The organism is Maribacter sp. MAR_2009_72 (assembly GCF_007827235.1).
GTDB classification, from domain to species: Bacteria; Bacteroidota; Bacteroidia; order Flavobacteriales; family Flavobacteriaceae; genus Maribacter; species Maribacter sedimenticola.
In genome coordinates this window covers 1,661,400-1,679,038 of record NZ_VISB01000001.1, presented here as the reverse complement: position 1 = coordinate 1,679,038, position 17,639 = coordinate 1,661,400, and the positions used below count along the sequence as shown (strand labels likewise).

The following is a 17,639-nucleotide window of genomic DNA, read 5'->3' as shown; positions in this document are numbered from 1 at the left end:
AAAAAAAGGCCATCTTCTAAAAGATGGCCTTTTTATTCTCATGATGACATGTTCTTATAACTTTGCGAACATTTTTTGCATTTTTTCGCTTTCCTCTTCGGCTAACGTTGGGTCAACCAAAATACGACCACTATGCTCATCTGTAATTATTTTTTTCCTTGAGGCAATTTCTACCTGTACTTGGGGTGGAATAGTAAAGAAAGAACCACCTGAAGCACCTCTTTCAATAGGTACAACGGCTAAACCGTTCTTAACGTTTTTGCGAATACGCGCATAAGCTTTTACCAAACGCTCTTCAATCTTATCCTGAAACTTGATGGACTCTTCCAATAAAGCTTTTTCCTCTTTTTCCGTTTCGGCCAATATGGCGTTCAACTCGCCCTTCTTATGCTTTAAATGTGCCTCGCGTTCCGCTAAACGTTCTTTAGTATCAGAAATTACAGCTTTCTTTTGCTCTATTTGAGCCTTGAACTCCTTAATGTTCTTTTCTGCCAATTGTATTTCCAATTCTTGAAATTCCAATTCTTTGCTGATAGAATTAAATTCTCTACTGTTACGAACATTTTTTTGTTGTTCGCCGTATTTTTTAATTAGGGCCTTAGCTTCTTCAATTAGATTTTTCTTGGCACCGATTTCGAAGTTGATGTTCTCTAAATCAGTTTTAAGTTTATCCATTCTCGTTTTTAGGCCTAGGACTTCATCTTCCAAATCTTCTACTTCTAAAGGTAGTTCTCCACGAACATTCCTTATTTCATCGACTCTAGAATCAATTAATTGCAAATCATATAATGCTCTTAACTTCGCTTCTACAGAGGAATCTTCTTTTTTTGCCATATTAAAAATAATTGATGGGATTTGTTATACTTTCCGATAAATGGACTGCAAAATTAGGAATTTTTTTTGTAAGATAATCAACTAAAAGGTTTTTTGTAAACTGCTCAGTTTCAAAGTGTCCTATATCTGCTAAAACAATTTGGTTTTCAGCCTCGTAAAATTGATGATATTTAAGGTCTGCGGTTATGAAAACATCGGCACCTGCTGCCTTTGCCGCACTAATTGCAAACGATCCGCTTCCACCAAGAACCGCAACTTTTTTAATTGGTCTATTTAAAAATTTTGAATGTCTAACGATCGGTGTTTTCATTTTAAGCTTCAAATCACTTAAAAATTGATGTTCTGGCAGCGCATTTGCCAATTCTCCGATCATTCCCATACCTATGTAGGGGTTGGTGTTGTCCAATGTTTGAATGTCATAAGCTACTTCCTCGTACGGATGGCTGTCCAATAACGCATTGACCACTGCCGTGGTTTTATTTTTGGTCATGATACAAGTAAGCATGATTTCTTGTTCCGTATGGGTTTCCCCAATGGTTCCTTTTGTGGGATTGGCATTACTATTGGCCTTGTAACTTCCTTTGCCCTCTACGGAAAAACTACAGTTAGAATAATTGCCAATTTCTCCGGCACCTGCTGTAAAGAGGGCTTGTTTAACATCATCACTATTTTCTACCGGAACATAGGTCGTCAATTTTTTAAACGTAGATTTTTGGGGCAATAATATTTTAGTGTTGCTTAGGCCCAACACTTCACAAATTTTAGCATTTACCCCATGTCTTGCATTATCTAAAGCCGTATGGTTGGCATATATGGCAATGTCATTTTTTATGGCTTTGATTACTACGCGTTCTACATAATTTTTGCCGGTTATCTTTTTTAGTCCCCCAAAAATTATGGGGTGAAAGCTAACGATTAGGTTACATTTTTTAGCAATGGCTTCATCCACTACATTTTCCAAGGTATCCAATGTTACCAGGACTCCGGTGACCTCTGTGGTTGCATTGCCTATTAAAAGGCCTACATTGTCAAAATCCTCTGCAAAGTTTAGCGGTGCAAACTCCTCTAGGATATTCGTAATATCGTTTATGGTCATTTTGTTGAAAAATAAGATATTCAAAGATAAATTATTATAATTTCGTACTAATGCAGGTAATACGAAAACTTCTTTTGCCCATATCATTCATTTATGGACTTATTGTCTTTATACGAAATAAGTGTTTTGACTTTGGTATATTTTCTTCAAAGACTTTTGCTGTAAAAACCATTTGTGTGGGCAATTTAAGCGTTGGTGGCACTGGTAAGACCCCAATGATAGAATTGCTGGTAAGAACATTACAGGATAATTATGCCATTGCTATATTAAGTAGGGGCTACAAAAGAAAAACAACTGGCTTTTTGTTGTCCACAGGGAATACTCGAGTAGAGGATATGGGCGATGAACCCTATCAGTTAAAAAGCAAGTTTCCAAAAGTAGCTGTTGCTGTAGATGCCGATAGAAGAAACGGTATAGCCCAGTTGAAAAAAAATGTACATCCTGATGTAATTTTACTGGACGACGCTTTTCAACATAGAAAAGTAAATCCTGGATTTTCAATTCTCTTAACGGCCTATGATAATCTATATGTTGAAGATTGGTATTTACCAACGGGAAGTTTACGAGATAATAAGGGCGAGGCAAAACGCGCCCATATGATTGTGGTAACCAAGTGTCCGGCCAATTTATCTGAACATGAGAAGGATGCCATCAGGTCCAAGATTGGTCCAAAAATAAACCAGCAAGTATTGTTTGGTCATTTAAGCTATAATAAGCAATTAAAGGGTAAACGTATTTATTTACACGAGCTTAGGGGTAAGCATGTTACCTTGGTTACGGGTATTGCAAATCCAGACCCATTATTGCAATTTTTAAAAAAGGAAGGGCTCGTTTTTGAACATCTTAAATTTAACGATCATCATTTCTTTACCGATAAGGAGCTAAACTTGCTGAGAAAAAAGGATTGCATCTTAACTACGGAGAAAGATTATGTAAGGTTGAAATCACATTTAGATAACTTACATTTTATAGAAGTATCCCATACGTTTAACGCTCAGGATAACGAATTGTTCCAAAAGGAACTGTACAATTTTATGAAATTGAATTAGGTTTTTTGTCAAAAATATTCTCACCTATTTTTTGGTAAAATACCTCTGGTTTAAATGGCTTTGTAACCACATCGTTACATCCGGCGGCGTAAAAACTCTCCAAACTGTCATCTAACGAAATTGCTGTCAAAGCAATAATAGGGGTGTCTTGATTAAATTTTCTTATTTCAATGGTTGCTTCCTCACCGCTTATGCCGGGCATATGAATATCCATTAATATGGCATCATACAAATTTTCTTGCGCTAGGGTAATTGCCTCATGACCATTATTGGCAATGTCACTGGTCATTTCTTTTTTAGACAGCATTTTTTTGGTAATGACTTGGTTGATTTTATTGTCCTCAACGATAAGCAGATGAAGATTTTTAAAATCATAGTCCTTTTGTGCCGTTTCAAAAGTAAAGTCCTCCGGAAGGTCTTCCATACTGGTCATTGCAATCTCAAAAGAAAATGAACTTCCTTCGCCCAAGGTACTTTCCAATTCTATTTTACTGTTGAACAAACCTAATAGGCTTTTTACAATGGTAAGGCCTAGACCAGTACCGCCATATTCCCTGTTGATCTGTATAGATCCTTGCTCAAATCCGTCAAAAATACTTTTTTGTTTTTCTTTTGAAATACCAATACCATTGTCGGTTACTTCAAAAAATATCTTAACCTGATCATTATTTTTTTCCAATAATTTGGTGGTAATGCGTACTTCCCCTCCTTTGGTGAACTTAATTGCATTTCCTATCAAGTTCATGAATATTTGTGAAAGTTTAAGAGGGTCGCTCAACAAATGTCCGGGTATGCTTTCATCATACTCCAATATCAATTTGGTTTTGTTTGCCTTGGCACTTTGAGACAATGAATTGATAACCTCGTTAATGACCTTTTTAAGGTTGAACTCCATGTTTAGGGGTTCCAGTTTATTGGCATCAATTTTATTGATATGTAAAATATCGTTGATGAAATTAAGCAGGTAGTCTCCAGAAAATTTTAGGGCCTTTAGATGTTCTTTTTGATGTTCCTCTGGATTTTCCTCTAGCAGTAAATGGGTGAGCCCTGTAACCGCATAAAGAGGTGTTCTGAGCTCATGGCTTACCGTTGAAAGAAAATTTGTTTTGGCTTCCATGGCCTGTACCGCACCATCACGGGCAATTTGCAGTTCCTTGTTCTTAGTCTGTAAAAGGTCGTTGGTCTTTAATTTTATTTGATTGTTCCGGTAAAGGGTTACGGCCAATAATGAAATAATAATTAAAAACGAACTGATCAATATCGTAGTAAATTCTGATCTGTTCTGGGATTCTGTAAGCTCCTCAATTTTCTTTTCTTGACGGGCAATTTCCTCTGTTTTGTAATCGTCCCTTATTTTATCTGCAGTTTTGGCCTCAATTTTAATTTTATCGACATTAAAGATAGAATCTTTAAGCTTGACCAAGTTTTGGCTATTTACCAATGATTTTTGGTATAATCCCAATTTTTCATAAACATTGGTCAACAATGTGTTGGCATCCTTTATATCTACTAAAAATCCGTTTTGCGTAGCCAGGGCAAGAGCATTCTCCCCATTTTTTGCGGACTCCGTTAAATTATTGGTTCTTAGGTTTAATTTTGCAAGGGTCAAATAAGCTTGTGTGGCCAAATATTCTTTTTCATAAACATCTGTATTGACGATCAATGAATTTAGATTTTTTGTGGCGCTCTCATACTTTTCAAGATTAATATAGATTTTGGCTTCTGTCAAAATTAAATTATTGAAAAAATTACGATCATTGTTAAGTTGTTTGGCCTCATTGATCATAAATAAAGCTTGAAAGTTGCGCTTGCTTCTATATAGAAGAATTGCTTCAATATATTTATGCATGGCGTCACCATAAGGATATTCAATATCCTTTAATAATACACTGGCGCGGTCCCAATAGAATTCAGTATCACCTTCTTTATCTATTTTAAGATAGAGTAGTGCCAGTTCATGTAAACTGTCAATTAATGATTTTACATCTTCATTCTTCTCCGCTTCCGAAGCAGCGGTATTCAGGGTTTCTAGGGCTAGGTCAATTTTATTTTGATTTCTAAAAGTTCTGGCCTGGTCAAAATAGGGCTGAATTTCTTTTGGCTGTACAAAATCCTGACAAAATAGAGTTGTGGATGCCATTATATAAAATAATGGAACCAATATAAAGAGTAACGCTTTATGTAATTTGATGGTTTTCAAATATACTTTTTACCGTTCATAAAATTAATTAAATCTATAATTCTACTACTATATCCGGTTTCATTATCATACCAGCCAATAATCTTGACCATTTTACCGATAACCGAAGTCATTAAAGAATCAAACGTACAAGAGTAACAACTATTGTTTATGTCTATAGAAACTATAGGGTCTTTTGTAAAGCAGAGAATGTTTTTAAACTCCGTTTGTGCCGCTTTCTCAAATGTATTGTTTATTTCTTCAATAGAAGTGTTCCTTTTTACATTTAGGGTAATATCAGTAAGAGAACCATTGGGAACGGGTACCCTAATACCGCAACCACCTACAACATCTGCCAATTGGGGAAAGATTCTGGTCAATGCTTTTGCCGCCCCGGTGGTGGTAGGTACAATAGATTGTGCGGCGGCACGTGCCCTTCTTAAATCCCTATGGGGCTGGTCATGCAGACTTTGGTCCGTAGTGTAAGAATGTATAGTGGTAATATACGCCTGTTCTATTCCGCAAAGGTCATTGACAACCTTGATCATTGGAGCCGCATTGTTTGTCGTACATGAGGCATTAGAGACAATGTCATCAGAGGCGGACAATGTATTCTCATTTATTCCAAAAACGATCATTTTTATGTCATCCTCTATTGGTGGTACGGATAGAATTACTTTTTTGGCCCCATTTTTAATATGATGTGCCAAAATTTCCTTTTCCTTAAACTTGCCTGTACATTCTACCACCAAATCAACATGATTAGTAGACCAATCTATTTTGGAAGGATGGTCATGGTTGGTCAAAGCTATGGCCTGTTTATCTACAATAATGTGCTGGTCCGTGTAATCAATTTCTTGATGCAATGGTCCATGTATACTATCGTATTTAAGTAAATGTGCTAAAGTCCTGGCATCTGCCAAATCATTGATAGCTACAACATTTAAGTGTTCATGTTGCAATAAAAGCCTAAATAGGGTTCTGCCGATTCTACCAAAACCATTAATGCCAATATTTATTTTTTGCATTGGTTAAATGAGGGTAAATTATGCCTATGATCGTTATTCCATGAACTTGCTTGTTCATGAAGTGTTATCAATGGAACTTGTAAAATTATAGTATATGCTTATGGGCTTTGTAAGAAGACCTTACCAAAGCACCGCTTTCTACATGTCTAAAACCCATTTCAAGACCAATTTCCTCGTATTTTTTAAATTGCTCCGGAGTTATAAATTCCTTTACAGGAAGATGTTTTTTTGATGGTTGTAGATATTGCCCTATGGTAACTACATCAACATTTGCCTTACGCAAGTCTGCCAACGTAGTGATTACTTCATCCTCATGTTCTCCTAGGCCCAACATAATCCCGGACTTGGTTCTATTGATACCTTCTTTTTTTAAGTAATTTAGGACTTCTAGACTACGCTCATACTTAGCTTGTATACGCACTTCACGCGTTAGTCTTTTAACGGTTTCCATATTATGCGAAACAACTTCTGGAGAAACGGCTACAATTCTATCCAAGTGCTTTTCAATTCCTTGAAAATCAGGTATTAAAGTTTCTAACGTAGTTTGTGGATTCATTCTTCTAATGGCCTGCACGGTTTCGGCCCAAATAATGGATCCCATATCCTTAAGGTCATCTCTGTCCACTGAAGTAATCACCGCATGTTTAATTCCCATTATCTTAATGGAACGTGCAACTTTCTCAGGTTCTGCCCAATCTACTTGCTCTGGTCTTCCAGTTTTTACACCGCAAAATCCACAAGACCTGGTGCAAACATTGCCCAATATCATAAATGTAGCGGTTCCTTCTCCCCAACACTCGCCCATATTTGGGCAGCTACCACTTGTGCAAATGGTGTGCAGGTCATATTTGTCTACCAAGCCACGTAATTGCGTGTATTTTTTACCGGTAGGTAATTTAACCCTTAACCATTTTGGTTTGCCTTTAGGTGGGGCAACGTTTTCTTTTAAGACTGTGGACATGCTATAATTTTAATACAAATATACGAACTAAAAAAGTCTCGTTAAAGAAGACAATGGGCGATAATTTTTTAGGAAAAATCGTTATATCAATGTGCCTTTATAACCGGTTATTTGCGATTTTTGATTATTTCCAAAAGTAATTTTTTTGCCCGCAACAATTTTACCTTTACATTGTTCATGGGTTCGTTCAGGGCAGTTGCAATATCTGCATAGCTAAGCTCTTGAAAATATCTTAAATTAATGACTTCTTGATAATGTGGCTTTAATTTTTTGATATCGTGCAACAAATCGGCCAGATTCTGTTCTTGGATCAATTGGTCTTCCATGGTAGGTGCAACATCCAATACGGTGGTAATAGCTTCAGAATTACTTCTTGAATCCAACAAACTTTTTTTGCGTTTACGGACCAGGTCTATATGAATGTTTTTGGATATGGCAATAAGCCATGTTTTAAAAACATATTTATCATTATAGGTATGTATTTTGTCAAATGCCTTGGAAAAGGTCTGTATGGTAATATCCTCAGAATCGTTTTCGTTCTCGGTACGTTTTAATTGAAAACCATAGACATCGTTCCAAAACATATCCAACAAACGGCTAAAAGCAATCTGGTTGCCTTCTTTGGCCTTAAGTATCGTTGTTTCTAAATCGTCTGCGTTATTCAAATAAAAGTATTGTGGGAACTCAATTTACAAATTAAATTACCTTATTCCGAAATTGTTTCTTTTCTACAATCCTGCTCGCTAGGTAACTTACCGCACATGCCACAGGCTTGTCCGTCTTGATTTAAATAAGGGCTTTGGCTTGCGCAAGTACCTGCAAATTCACCATTTTTTTTCGCCCAAATTTTTATGGCGATACCGGCAAACGCCAGTGCTAACAATCCAATGGTCAAAAATATTAGTTTCATATGCCTATTTTATGCAAAGATAAAAAATAAAGCCCCAAAATTGGGGCTTTAAGAATACTTTATATGTAAAAGTCTAGTACGCTATATTGGCTACTATATTATCCACATTAGGGGTATGGTTACCACCTTTTTGTTCAATGGTTATATAACCTACTGCGTTGTCCGCATAAGGTAAGGCCATTAATTTTTGTTGATCGCCCGCTTCTTCTATTACCCCTAGATTGATCATTTTACCATTTACCTCTGCCCACATTTGAAAACATTGGCTCTCTGGTATGTTAGGTAACTTACTTACGTTAATGTAAGATAACTTTTTAACAGGGTTGATATAGGCAACCGCTTTCAGCTCTTTTGCTTTTTGGTTTCCTTTTACATTATATTTTTTGGTCTGCGGGTTGTTCAACACTATAAATTGATTACGAACATCCTCTAACTGTTCCTTCATGTTTTCTTCCAGCAACTTTATCTTATTGCTTACCACACTATTTTCTTCCTGTAATCCTTGGTTCTGGCTCCAGAAAAAAGTTGATATCCCGGCAAACATTATAGCGGCTATGCTAGCAGCTATGGCATAATTGAAGAATTTTTTCCTGCCAACGCGCTCAGATTTGATTCTGGAATGGATTTTATCCTTAAGTCCCTGTGGAGCTTCTATGGCATATTGCTTGGCAAAGAGTTCCAGGTTTTCCTGTAGCTCGTTGTACGTATCACGTACCTCCGGGTACATGGCGATATAACGCTCTACCTGTAAGGATTCCAGTTCTGTAGTGGTACCCAATAGGTACTGCTCTAAAAGATCAGAGTCTAGAAATTTTTTTATTTTGTCTTTCATAATACGAAGTTTAATAACAATGTGACTAGTGAAGGACCATAGATTTTACTTAATTCACGTAAACCTATTTTCAACCTTGATTTAATGGTTCCTAAAGGAATGTCCAATTCTTCGCTTGCTTCTTGTTGGGTCATACCTTGGAAAAAAAGAGCTTCTAGAACAATTTGATACTTATCTTCAATTTTTCCTAGATGTTCTTTTACATCCATTAATTCTGGCCTTGTACTTTCTATGCCTAACGTATATACGTCAGAAACGTCTATTTGGATTTCCTTATCTGTTTTTGTATTGACACTTCTTAATTTGTCTATTGCGGTATTGCGGGTAATTCTAAAAAGCCAAGTAAATAGTTTGGCTTTTTTAGGGTCGTAGGAATCTGCTTTTTTCCAGATTTTAACGAAAGATTCTTGAACCACGTCCTGTGCCAGTTCAGGGTCTCTGACCACTTTGTTGGCTACACCCAGCAAGGTGTCTGCATAGTTATCGTACAAGAGGGAAATGGCTTTTTCATTTCGCTCCTGTAACAGCTCTACAATATGATTTTCTAATAACGTGCTCATAATTTATAAAGATGCACAAGTTTTTTTTAAAATGAACATCCAAACTGCCCGGTTAGACCGTATATGCATAAACGCTAAATTATAAAATTGATTGTTAACGAAGCGTTATATGAAAATATATATCTAATAAGTGGTTAGCTGGTAACTACCACTTTGTTTTTGGTTAGTTTGGTTTGGTAATAACCCCTGTAAACTTTTACGGGGGTTATTTTATGATATTTACCTCAGGACCGATTTTTATGCCAAAGCGACGCATAACCTCGTTAATGATTTGGTCCGCTAGGCCTAAAATATCCTCTCCGGTAGCATTTCCATAATTTACAAGAACCAGTGCCTGTTTTGTGTGTACGCCGGCATCGCCAATGCGTTTGCCTTTATACCCGCATTGCTCTATTAGCCATCCGGCAGGAATTTTAAAATAATCTTCGGAAACTTTATAATATGGCGCATTTGGTTGAGCTTCAATAAAAATATTGAACGCTTTTTTGGAAATTATTGGATTTTTAAAAAAACTGCCACTGTTCCCTAGTTCCTTTGGGTCAGGTAATTTACTTTGACGTATTGCTATGACCGCATTAGAAACATCTCTAATGGTTGGATTGACAATCGAATTTTTGGATAATTCTTCCTCAATGGCCCCATAACCGGTCTTGATGATATGATGCTTTTTTGTAAATGAAAAAGTAACCGATGTAATAACGAATTTATCTTTCCCTTTATTTTTGAATAAAGAATCACGGTATCCAAAAGCACAGTCTTCCTTGGAAAACGTAATCAGTTTTTGGTCAGAAATGCGGACAGCTTCACATTCTAGAAAAGTATCCTTAAGTTCAACACCATAAGCACCAATATTCTGTATGGGGGCAGTTCCTGTATTTCCAGGTATAAGGGACATATTTTCAATACCGCCAAAATCATTATCCAGTGTCCATAATACCAACTCATGCCAATTTTCCCCGGCCATTACTTTGACGCTTACTTGTTCTTGGTTTTCACTAATGATTTCCTTGCCTTTGATATTTATGTAGATAAACAAGGCATCAATATCCCCTGTAAGCAACATATTACTGCCGCCACCAATACATATTTTTCTTGGATAGCAGTCATTGCTTAATATTTCTTGCAATGCGCTTACGGAATTTATTTCAACAAAGTATTTGGCACGGGCCGCTATACCAAATGTGTTGTAGTCCTTAAGTGAAAAATTTTCGAGTACGGTCATTAACCTTTATAAATTTTTAGGGCTTCGGCAAGAATATGTACCGCTCTTTTTAAACTTTCCTTATCCAAAACATATGCAATCCTTATTTGGTTGGTTCCCAGCCCTTCCGTTGCATAGAATCCTGCGGCCGGGGCCACCATAACGGTTTCATTATCTACCCTAAAGTCTTCTAAAAGCCATTGGGCAAAATGATCGGCATCTTTTATGGGCAGTTCGGCAATACAATAGAATGCGCCTTGCGGTTTGGCAATTTTTATACCCTCAATTTTTTGCAACTCGGCAATAAGTAAATTTCGTCTGGCCACATACTCGGTCTTTACTTCTTCAAAATACGTATCGGGTGTGTCCATAGCGGCCTCACTGGCTATTTGTGCATAGGTGGGCGGTGAGAGCCTAGCTTGGGCAAATTTTAATGCCGTTGCTATGAATTCTTTGTTCTTGGACACCAAAAAACCAATTCTGGCCCCGCACATACTATAGCGTTTGGAAACGGAATCAATGATAATGGCATGGTCGTCTATTCCCTCTTCTTTTAAGATAGAAGTGTGCGTTCTATTGTCATAGGTGAACTCCCTATATACTTCATCGGCAACAAGAAAAATATTATGCTTTTTAACCAATTTCGCCAGTTTTTGAATTTCTTCCTTACTGTATAAATAACCTGTTGGGTTGCCCGGGTTGCATATTAAAATGGCCCTGGTTCTGGAAGTAATCAATTTTTCAAATTCTTCAATAGGGGGTAGGGCAAAATTATCCTCCAGTTTAGATACCACTGGTACAACTTTTACCCCACAGGCAGTAGCAAATCCGTTATAATTGGCATAAAAGGGTTCCGGTATAATAATTTCGTCATCTGTATCCGCTATGGAGTTCATGGTGAATGACAAAGCTTCTGATCCGCCGGTAGTTACTATTATGTCAGATGGGTCAACAGGAATGTTGTTCTTACTATAGTAATGGGCTATTTTGGTCCTAAAGGTCTCCGAGCCTTCCGTACGGCTGTATTCCAAAACGGCTATGTCATTATTTTTTACCGCATCCAACGCCTGTTGAGGTGTTTTAATATCTGGCTGTCCTATATTAAGGTGTATAACCTTAACTCCGTTCTTTTTTGCATTTTCGGCAAAAGGAACAAGTTTACGTATAGGGGATTGTGGCATTTGTAGCCCTTTATTGGAAACTGATGGCATGTTCAAATTTATTTTACACAAAAGTGATAAATGATTATGGTTCTTACAATTTAATTGGGTTTTATTTGACGTACGATTCTGGTGTTAAAATAAAGTATTGCTCCTAAAAAATATGTATCTTGAAGAGGTTAACCAATTCAAAACGATTATGTTACACGTAAAAAAGTTTTTGGTTTCCTTGTTGGTGCTATCTTTTTCCTTGGCATGTTTTTCCCAAAAATATCAATTGACCAACGGCAAAAAATTTCATAAAGTCAAGTTTGAACTTATCAATAACTTAATGGTGATACCGGTAGAAGTAAATGGGACAGAACTATCATTTGTCTTGGATTCTGGGGTGGGTACACCAATACTCTTCAATTTATCCGATCAAGATTCCATTCAACTGAATAATGTTACGGAAATAACTATTAACGGGCTTGGTGAGGGTGATCCCATTAACGCTTTAAAATCTACTGGAAACAAGGTTAAATTGGGTAATGTGCAAAACTTAATGCAGAATATTTTTGTTGTCATGGATGCCGGAATTAATTTCTCTCCCAATTTGGGGGTGCCTATTCATGGTATCATTGGCTATGATTTGTTTAGGGATTTTGTGGTCGATATAAACTACATGAACAAATCGATTAAGTTTTACGATCCGGACAGCTACACCCATAGAACGGCAAAAAATTCTAGGGTTTTAGACCTATCGGTAATACGTAAAAAGGCTTATTTGAACGCTAGCGTCTTGGTAAAGGATGATAAGGATGTACCTGTGAAGCTTTTGTTGGATACGGGCAGCAGTGATGCCGTTTGGTTGTTTGAGGATGACCAATTGAAAATTCCCCATAAGTATTATGAGGATTTTTTAGGAAAGGGGCTTGCGGGAAATATTTATGGAAAACGTACAAAAATTCACCGTTTAAAGATTTCGGATTTTGTTTTAAAGGATGCCAAAGCGGCTTTTCCAGATATGGAAACCTTTAATAGTATTATGGATTTTGGAGGTAGAAATGGCAGTTTGGGGGGTGAGGTCCTAAAACGGTTCAATATGGTATTTGATTATGGTAACCGTAAGTTGGTCCTTAGAAAGAATGCCAATTTTAATAAAATGTTTACTTATAATATTAGTGGAATAAATTTGGAACACGCCGGGGTACGTTATGTGGCGGAACGTATTGCCGATCGTAATGGGGTAGTTCATAATAATGAAAGAACGTATGGCGATGTTCAAATAATTTTACAGGGTGCTACTAGGCTTAGCTTAGTCCCTGAGATAATCGTGTCAGGAATACGGCAAGGGAGTCCAGCACATTCCGCAGGGCTGCAGGAAGGAGATGTCATTTTGGCGGTTAACGGTAAACGAATTTACCGCTATAAACTTCAAGAAATAATGACCATGTTAAATGAAAAAAAACATAAAAAAGTAAAGGTATTGGTGGAACGTTACAATAATGATTTACTTTTTAGCTTTGTACTTAAACCTTTGTTCGACTAATTTATGGATAAAAAAAGGCCCAACACTTGTGTTGGGCCTAACTTCTAAATTTGTACAATCTATTTATTTTGTTCCGTCTGCAGCTTTTACTTCTCCTTTGATTTTCAAAACCTTTGTTGGAGTATCGGCATTGGAAATAACAGTAATGGCCTTTCTGATAGGGCCAACTCTGTTCGTATCATATTTTACCTGAATTTCACCAGTCTTGCCCGGTAAAATTGGATCTTCAGGTTTTTTAGGAATAGTACATCCACAGCTAGAACTTACTTTACTGATGATTAACGGTGCATTACCGGTATTTGTAAATTCAAAAACTCTTATTCCATCAGATCCCTTAGTGATTTCACCATAATCTACGGTCTCTGTTTTAAACTCTATTTTGGCTGCGGTATCCTGTGCCGTTACACTTAAACCTAGCAGGCCAACAAATAATACAAGTACTATTTTTTTCATCATAATTAATTTTGGGTGGACTTCAAAATTAAATCTTTTCAGATCAACCTCAAAATCCTTTTGTTATACTCTAACGTTACTTATTTTTGTTTCGTATTTATATTTAGGTAAAATTCAGCTGAAATGACCGTTAGAATGTCAATTCGGCTTTATTTTTAAATAACCCATTTAATTATTATTCAAAAACTGTTCCAATTATGGAAATTCCATCAAAATATAACCCAAAGTCCACAGAAAGCCATTGGTATGCGTATTGGATGAAAAACGGTTATTTTCATTCCGTTCCTGATGATAGGGAGCCCTACAGTATTGTTATTCCTCCGCCAAATGTTACAGGTATACTGCATATGGGGCATATGCTTAACAATACCTTACAAGATGTATTGATACGTAGAGCCCGTTTATTGGGCAAAAATGCCTGTTGGGTACCTGGAACCGATCATGCATCAATAGCAACGGAGGCTAAGGTTGTAGCCAAATTAAAGGAACAGGGAATCAATAAAAATGAACTTACCAGAGATGAGTTTTTAAAACATGCATGGGATTGGACACATCAATATGGTGGTATAATTCTGGAACAGTTAAAAAAGCTAGGATGCTCCTGTGACTGGGACCGTACTGCTTTTACCATGGATCAAGAACGTTATGATAGTGTGATCAAGGTTTTTATCGACCTTTATAATAAAGGATTAATATACCGTGGATATAGAATGGTCAATTGGGATCCAGAGGCCAAGACAACTTTGTCAGATGAAGAGGTAATCTATGAAGAAAAGCAGGGTCTTTTGTACTATTTGGCATATGATATTGAGGGGTCAGATGAGAAAGTGACCATAGCTACCACAAGGCCGGAAACAATCTTAGGGGATACCGCCATTTGTATAAACCCTAACGATAATCGTTTTACACATTTAAAGGGTAAAAAGGTCATAGTACCTATATGTAATAGGGTAATTCCAATTATAGAGGATGAGTATGTTGATATGGAATTTGGTACAGGCTGTTTAAAAGTGACTCCTGCACATGACATAAATGACAAAGCCTTAGGTGAGAAGCATAGTTTGGAGACTATTGATATTTTTAACGATGATGCCAGCCTAAATAGTTTTGGACTGCATTATGAGGGTAAAGATCGTTTTGTCGTAAGAAAGGAAATTTCAAAGGAATTAAAGGAAAGGGGATATTTGGTAAAGACCGAAACCCACATTAACAAAGTAGGTACTTCTGAGAGAACCAAAGCCGTAATAGAGCCTAAATTGTCAGATCAATGGTTCTTGAAAATGGAAGACTTGGCAAAACCGGCCCTAGATGCGGTCATGGAAAGTGGAGACGTTAAATTGTATCCTAAGAAGTTTGAGAACACATACCGTCATTGGATGGAAAATGTTAGGGACTGGAATATTTCCAGGCAGTTATGGTGGGGACAACAAATTCCGGCTTATTATTTTGGTGATGGTCAAGAAGATTTTGTTGTTGCGGCAAATTTGGAAGACGCTTTAAAACTAGCCAGGGAAAAATCTGGAAATTCAAGTCTGGAGAAGACTGATCTAAGGCAAGATTCCGATGTGCTAGATACATGGTTCTCGTCTTGGTTATGGCCTATGAGTGTATTTGGGGGCATTATGGATCCGGATAATGAGGAAGTCAATTATTATTATCCAACGAACGACTTGGTTACAGGTCCGGATATTCTATTCTTTTGGGTAGCAAGAATGATCGTTGCAGGATATGAGTTTAGAGGAAAAAGACCTTTTGAGAATGTTTATTTTACGGGATTGGTTCGCGATAAGCAACGTCGCAAAATGTCCAAATCCCTTGGTAACTCGCCCGATGCCCTAAAACTTATAGATGATTACGGTGCAGATGGGGTTAGGGTAGGATTATTGTTAAGTTCCGCTGCAGGAAACGATTTAATGTTCGATGAGGACTTATGCCAACAAGGAAAGAATTTTGCCAATAAAATATGGAATGGCTTTCGCTTGTTAAAAGGTTGGGAAATTGCGGATATTCCACAACCCGAAGCGTCCAAAATTGGATTGGATTGGTATGAATCCAAATTGAACAAGACTTTGTTGGAGATTGAGGACCACTTTAGTAAGTTCCGTATTTCAGATGCGTTGATGTCCGTGTACAAATTGGTATGGGACGATTATAGCTCATCTTTGCTTGAAATTATAAAACCGGCTTATCAACAGCCCATAGACCGTACTAGTTTTGATAGGGTAATCCATCTATTTGAGCAGAACTTAAAACTCTTGCACCCTTTTATGCCATTTTTGACAGAGGAAGTTTGGCAGCATATAAAGGAGAGAAATGCAGATGAGGCGTTGGTAATTGCCAAATGGCCAACGGCAGGTACTATTGATGAACAATTGATAGAGGAGTTTGATTTTACTGCGGAAGTTATTGCGGGTATTCGTACCATTAGGAAGAACAAAAATATCCCTATGAAAGAATCGTTGGAACTTTCCGTATTAAATACAGAAGGGGCCGGTAAACGTTGGGATGTTGTAATTGCAAAACTTACCAATGTGTCGTCAATAGATTATCTAGACGAGCAATTGGAAGGCGCACTAACGTTCCGTGTTAAGAGTAATGAATATTTTGTACCTATGGAGGGGGCAATTGATATTGAGGCGGAAATCAAAAAAATAAATGAAGAGCTCACTTATACAAAAGGTTTTTTGCAATCCGTTCAAAAGAAACTTTCCAATGAACGATTTGTAAACAATGCGCCAGAAAAAGTAATTGCAATAGAGCGGCAAAAGCTGGCAGATGCAGAAGCCAAGATAGAAACGCTTGAAAAAAGTTTGGCTAGTTTAAGCTAGTGGCAATTTTTAAAAGTTGTAGGCCTCATTGTCAAGTAATTGGTAATGAGGCTTTTTCTATTGTTAAAATATATCATGTTCCCAACCTCTTTTTGTATTTTTAAGAGACACTTAAAATACGGGAACATGAAACCATTACGAAAAGAGGATATAAAACAAGAGGTATTTGATTTGTACGATGCTTATGCCCATAACAAATTGGAACGGCGAGATTTTGTTCAAAGATTGTCCGTCTATGCCGTTGGCGGGTTAACCGTACCTTCTTTAATGAGTTTCTTAATGCCCAATTATGAAGATACTTTTTTGGTAGATAAGGATAATCCAGACTTGGATTCAAGTTTTATCACCTACAATTCACCAAAGGGCGGAGGTGAAATTAAGGCATTGTTGTCCAAACCAAAATCGGCCACCGGTAAATTACCTGGTATTGTCGTGGTCCATGAAAACAGGGGATTAAATCCGTATGTGGAGGATACGGCCAGACGTGCTGCATTGGCAGGCTTTATAACCATTGCTCCAGATGCCTTGAGTCCATTGGGTGGTTATCCGGGCAATGATGATAAGGGTAGGGAAATGCAACGAACCAGGGACAGGGATAAAATGCTAGAGGATTTTATTGCAGCATTTGACTATCTAAAAGCAAACGAGCATTGCACGGGAAAAATAGGTGTTGTAGGCTTTTGTTTTGGAGGGTGGATTTCCAATATGATGGCGGTAAGGGTACCACAATTGGCTGCTGCCGTACCATTTTATGGTGGCCAGCCAACAGATGGGATAGCAAAAATCAATGCCCCTTTAATGTTGCAATATGCAGGATTGGATGAACGCGTTAATGCCGGATGGCCTGCCTATGAGGAAGCTCTTAAGGAACATGATAAAAAATATAAAGTCTTCTTCTATCCTGATGTAAACCATGGTTTTCATAACACCTCAACACCTAGGTATGATAAAGAAGCCGCAGAATTGGCGTGGGGTAGGACAATAGATTTTTTCAAGGAAAACCTTTTGTAAGATATT

The 17,639-nt window shown here is 37.3% G+C and carries 16 protein-coding genes; 4 read left to right on the top strand and 12 right to left on the bottom strand.

What is annotated here, in order from left to right:
• Nucleotides 1-54: 54 nt before the first annotated feature.
• Complete coding sequence (locus JM81_RS06945) at nucleotides 55-834, bottom strand: zinc ribbon domain-containing protein (RefSeq protein ID WP_089263083.1); 780 nt, start codon at nucleotides 832-834, stop codon at nucleotides 55-57.
• Nucleotide 835: 1 nt separating this feature from the next.
• Nucleotides 836-1,930, bottom strand: a complete 1,095-nt coding sequence (locus JM81_RS06940) for a Nif3-like dinuclear metal center hexameric protein (RefSeq protein ID WP_144805600.1) — start codon at nucleotides 1,928-1,930, stop codon at nucleotides 836-838.
• A gap of 50 nt (nucleotides 1,931-1,980) precedes the next feature.
• On the opposite strand from JM81_RS06940, the gene lpxK reads away from it, so the two are divergent.
• On the top strand, nucleotides 1,981-2,979 hold the full coding sequence (gene lpxK / locus JM81_RS06935) for a tetraacyldisaccharide 4'-kinase (protein ID WP_144801677.1): 999 nt from the start codon (nucleotides 1,981-1,983) through the stop codon (nucleotides 2,977-2,979).
• Here lpxK and JM81_RS06930 read toward each other — a convergent pair.
• From JM81_RS06930 to JM81_RS06890, 9 genes are all read right to left on the bottom strand, one after another.
• The gene (locus JM81_RS06930; protein WP_144801674.1) at nucleotides 2,963-5,119 is read right to left on the bottom strand and encodes an ATP-binding protein; all 2,157 of its coding nucleotides are present in this window, start codon (nucleotides 5,117-5,119) and stop codon (nucleotides 2,963-2,965) included. The genes lpxK and JM81_RS06930 overlap by 17 nt on opposite strands.
• 56 nt (nucleotides 5,120-5,175) lie before the next feature.
• Complete coding sequence (gene gap, locus JM81_RS06925; RefSeq protein ID WP_144801671.1) at nucleotides 5,176-6,186, bottom strand: type I glyceraldehyde-3-phosphate dehydrogenase; 1,011 nt, start codon at nucleotides 6,184-6,186, stop codon at nucleotides 5,176-5,178.
• Between the two features lie 85 nt (nucleotides 6,187-6,271).
• Entirely contained in the window at nucleotides 6,272-7,147 is an 876-nt protein-coding gene (gene lipA / locus JM81_RS06920) for a lipoyl synthase (RefSeq protein WP_089263077.1), read from the bottom strand.
• Nucleotides 7,148-7,254: 107 nt separating this feature from the next.
• A complete protein-coding gene (locus tag JM81_RS06915; protein WP_144801668.1) occupies nucleotides 7,255-7,812 on the bottom strand; it encodes an RNA polymerase sigma factor in 558 nt (185 codons plus the stop codon).
• A gap of 41 nt (nucleotides 7,813-7,853) precedes the next feature.
• The gene (locus JM81_RS06910; protein WP_089263073.1) at nucleotides 7,854-8,057 is read right to left on the bottom strand and encodes a membrane or secreted protein; all 204 of its coding nucleotides are present in this window, start codon (nucleotides 8,055-8,057) and stop codon (nucleotides 7,854-7,856) included.
• A gap of 73 nt (nucleotides 8,058-8,130) precedes the next feature.
• On the bottom strand, nucleotides 8,131-8,889 hold the full coding sequence (locus JM81_RS06905) for an anti-sigma factor domain-containing protein (RefSeq protein ID WP_089263070.1): 759 nt from the start codon (nucleotides 8,887-8,889) through the stop codon (nucleotides 8,131-8,133).
• On the bottom strand, nucleotides 8,886-9,449 hold the full coding sequence (locus JM81_RS06900; RefSeq protein WP_089263068.1) for an RNA polymerase sigma factor: 564 nt from the start codon (nucleotides 9,447-9,449) through the stop codon (nucleotides 8,886-8,888). Before JM81_RS06900 ends, JM81_RS06905 begins: the two co-directional genes overlap by 4 nt.
• A gap of 205 nt (nucleotides 9,450-9,654) precedes the next feature.
• Nucleotides 9,655-10,671, bottom strand: coding sequence for a UDP-N-acetylmuramate dehydrogenase (murB, locus tag JM81_RS06895; protein ID WP_144801665.1), 1,017 nt, complete (start codon nucleotides 10,669-10,671; stop codon nucleotides 9,655-9,657).
• The gene (locus tag JM81_RS06890; RefSeq protein ID WP_144801662.1) at nucleotides 10,671-11,861 is read right to left on the bottom strand and encodes a pyridoxal phosphate-dependent aminotransferase; all 1,191 of its coding nucleotides are present in this window, start codon (nucleotides 11,859-11,861) and stop codon (nucleotides 10,671-10,673) included. The genes murB and JM81_RS06890 overlap by 1 nt, the downstream gene beginning before the upstream one ends.
• A gap of 148 nt (nucleotides 11,862-12,009) precedes the next feature.
• Between JM81_RS06890 and JM81_RS06885 the strand changes: the two genes are divergently transcribed.
• A complete protein-coding gene (locus JM81_RS06885) occupies nucleotides 12,010-13,341 on the top strand; it encodes an aspartyl protease family protein (RefSeq protein WP_144801659.1) in 1,332 nt (443 codons plus the stop codon).
• Nucleotides 13,342-13,404: 63 nt separating this feature from the next.
• On the opposite strand, the gene JM81_RS06880 is transcribed toward JM81_RS06885, so the two are convergent.
• Complete coding sequence (locus JM81_RS06880; RefSeq protein WP_089263062.1) at nucleotides 13,405-13,797, bottom strand: DUF1573 domain-containing protein; 393 nt, start codon at nucleotides 13,795-13,797, stop codon at nucleotides 13,405-13,407.
• A 194-nt stretch (nucleotides 13,798-13,991) separates the two neighbouring features.
• On the opposite strand from JM81_RS06880, the gene JM81_RS06875 reads away from it, so the two are divergent.
• Both JM81_RS06875 and JM81_RS06870 read left to right on the top strand, forming a co-directional pair.
• The gene (locus JM81_RS06875; protein WP_144801656.1) at nucleotides 13,992-16,622 is read left to right on the top strand and encodes a valine--tRNA ligase; all 2,631 of its coding nucleotides are present in this window, start codon (nucleotides 13,992-13,994) and stop codon (nucleotides 16,620-16,622) included.
• 126 nt (nucleotides 16,623-16,748) lie between these two features.
• Entirely contained in the window at nucleotides 16,749-17,633 is an 885-nt protein-coding gene (locus JM81_RS06870; protein WP_089263058.1) for a dienelactone hydrolase family protein, read from the top strand.
• Nucleotides 17,634-17,639: the final 6 nt, after the last annotated feature.

Bases quoted from the DNA above. Each gene is read 5' to 3' on its own strand.
- JM81_RS06905 (WP_089263070.1), bottom strand. From the start codon at position 8,889: ATGAAAGACAAAATAAAAAAATTTCTAGACTCTGATCTTTTAGAGCAG.
- JM81_RS06880 (WP_089263062.1), bottom strand. From the start codon at position 13,797: ATGATGAAAAAAATAGTACTTGTATTATTTGTTGGCCTGCTAGGTTTA.
- gap (WP_144801671.1), bottom strand. From the start codon at position 6,186: ATGCAAAAAATAAATATTGGCATTAATGGTTTTGGTAGAATCGGCAGA.
- JM81_RS06930 (WP_144801674.1), bottom strand. From the start codon at position 5,119: ATGGCATCCACAACTCTATTTTGTCAGGATTTTGTACAGCCAAAAGAA.
- JM81_RS06885 (WP_144801659.1), top strand. From the start codon at position 12,010: ATGTTACACGTAAAAAAGTTTTTGGTTTCCTTGTTGGTGCTATCTTTT.
- lipA (WP_089263077.1), bottom strand. From the start codon at position 7,147: ATGTCCACAGTCTTAAAAGAAAACGTTGCCCCACCTAAAGGCAAACCA.
- JM81_RS06910 (WP_089263073.1), bottom strand. From the start codon at position 8,057: ATGAAACTAATATTTTTGACCATTGGATTGTTAGCACTGGCGTTTGCC.
- JM81_RS06945 (WP_089263083.1), bottom strand. From the start codon at position 834: ATGGCAAAAAAAGAAGATTCCTCTGTAGAAGCGAAGTTAAGAGCATTA.
- JM81_RS06875 (WP_144801656.1), top strand. From the start codon at position 13,992: ATGGAAATTCCATCAAAATATAACCCAAAGTCCACAGAAAGCCATTGG.
- JM81_RS06890 (WP_144801662.1), bottom strand. From the start codon at position 11,861: ATGCCATCAGTTTCCAATAAAGGGCTACAAATGCCACAATCCCCTATA.
- lpxK (WP_144801677.1), top strand. From the start codon at position 1,981: ATGCAGGTAATACGAAAACTTCTTTTGCCCATATCATTCATTTATGGA.
- JM81_RS06870 (WP_089263058.1), top strand. From the start codon at position 16,749: ATGAAACCATTACGAAAAGAGGATATAAAACAAGAGGTATTTGATTTG.
- JM81_RS06940 (WP_144805600.1), bottom strand. From the start codon at position 1,930: ATGACCATAAACGATATTACGAATATCCTAGAGGAGTTTGCACCGCTA.
- JM81_RS06900 (WP_089263068.1), bottom strand. From the start codon at position 9,449: ATGAGCACGTTATTAGAAAATCATATTGTAGAGCTGTTACAGGAGCGA.
- murB (WP_144801665.1), bottom strand. From the start codon at position 10,671: ATGACCGTACTCGAAAATTTTTCACTTAAGGACTACAACACATTTGGT.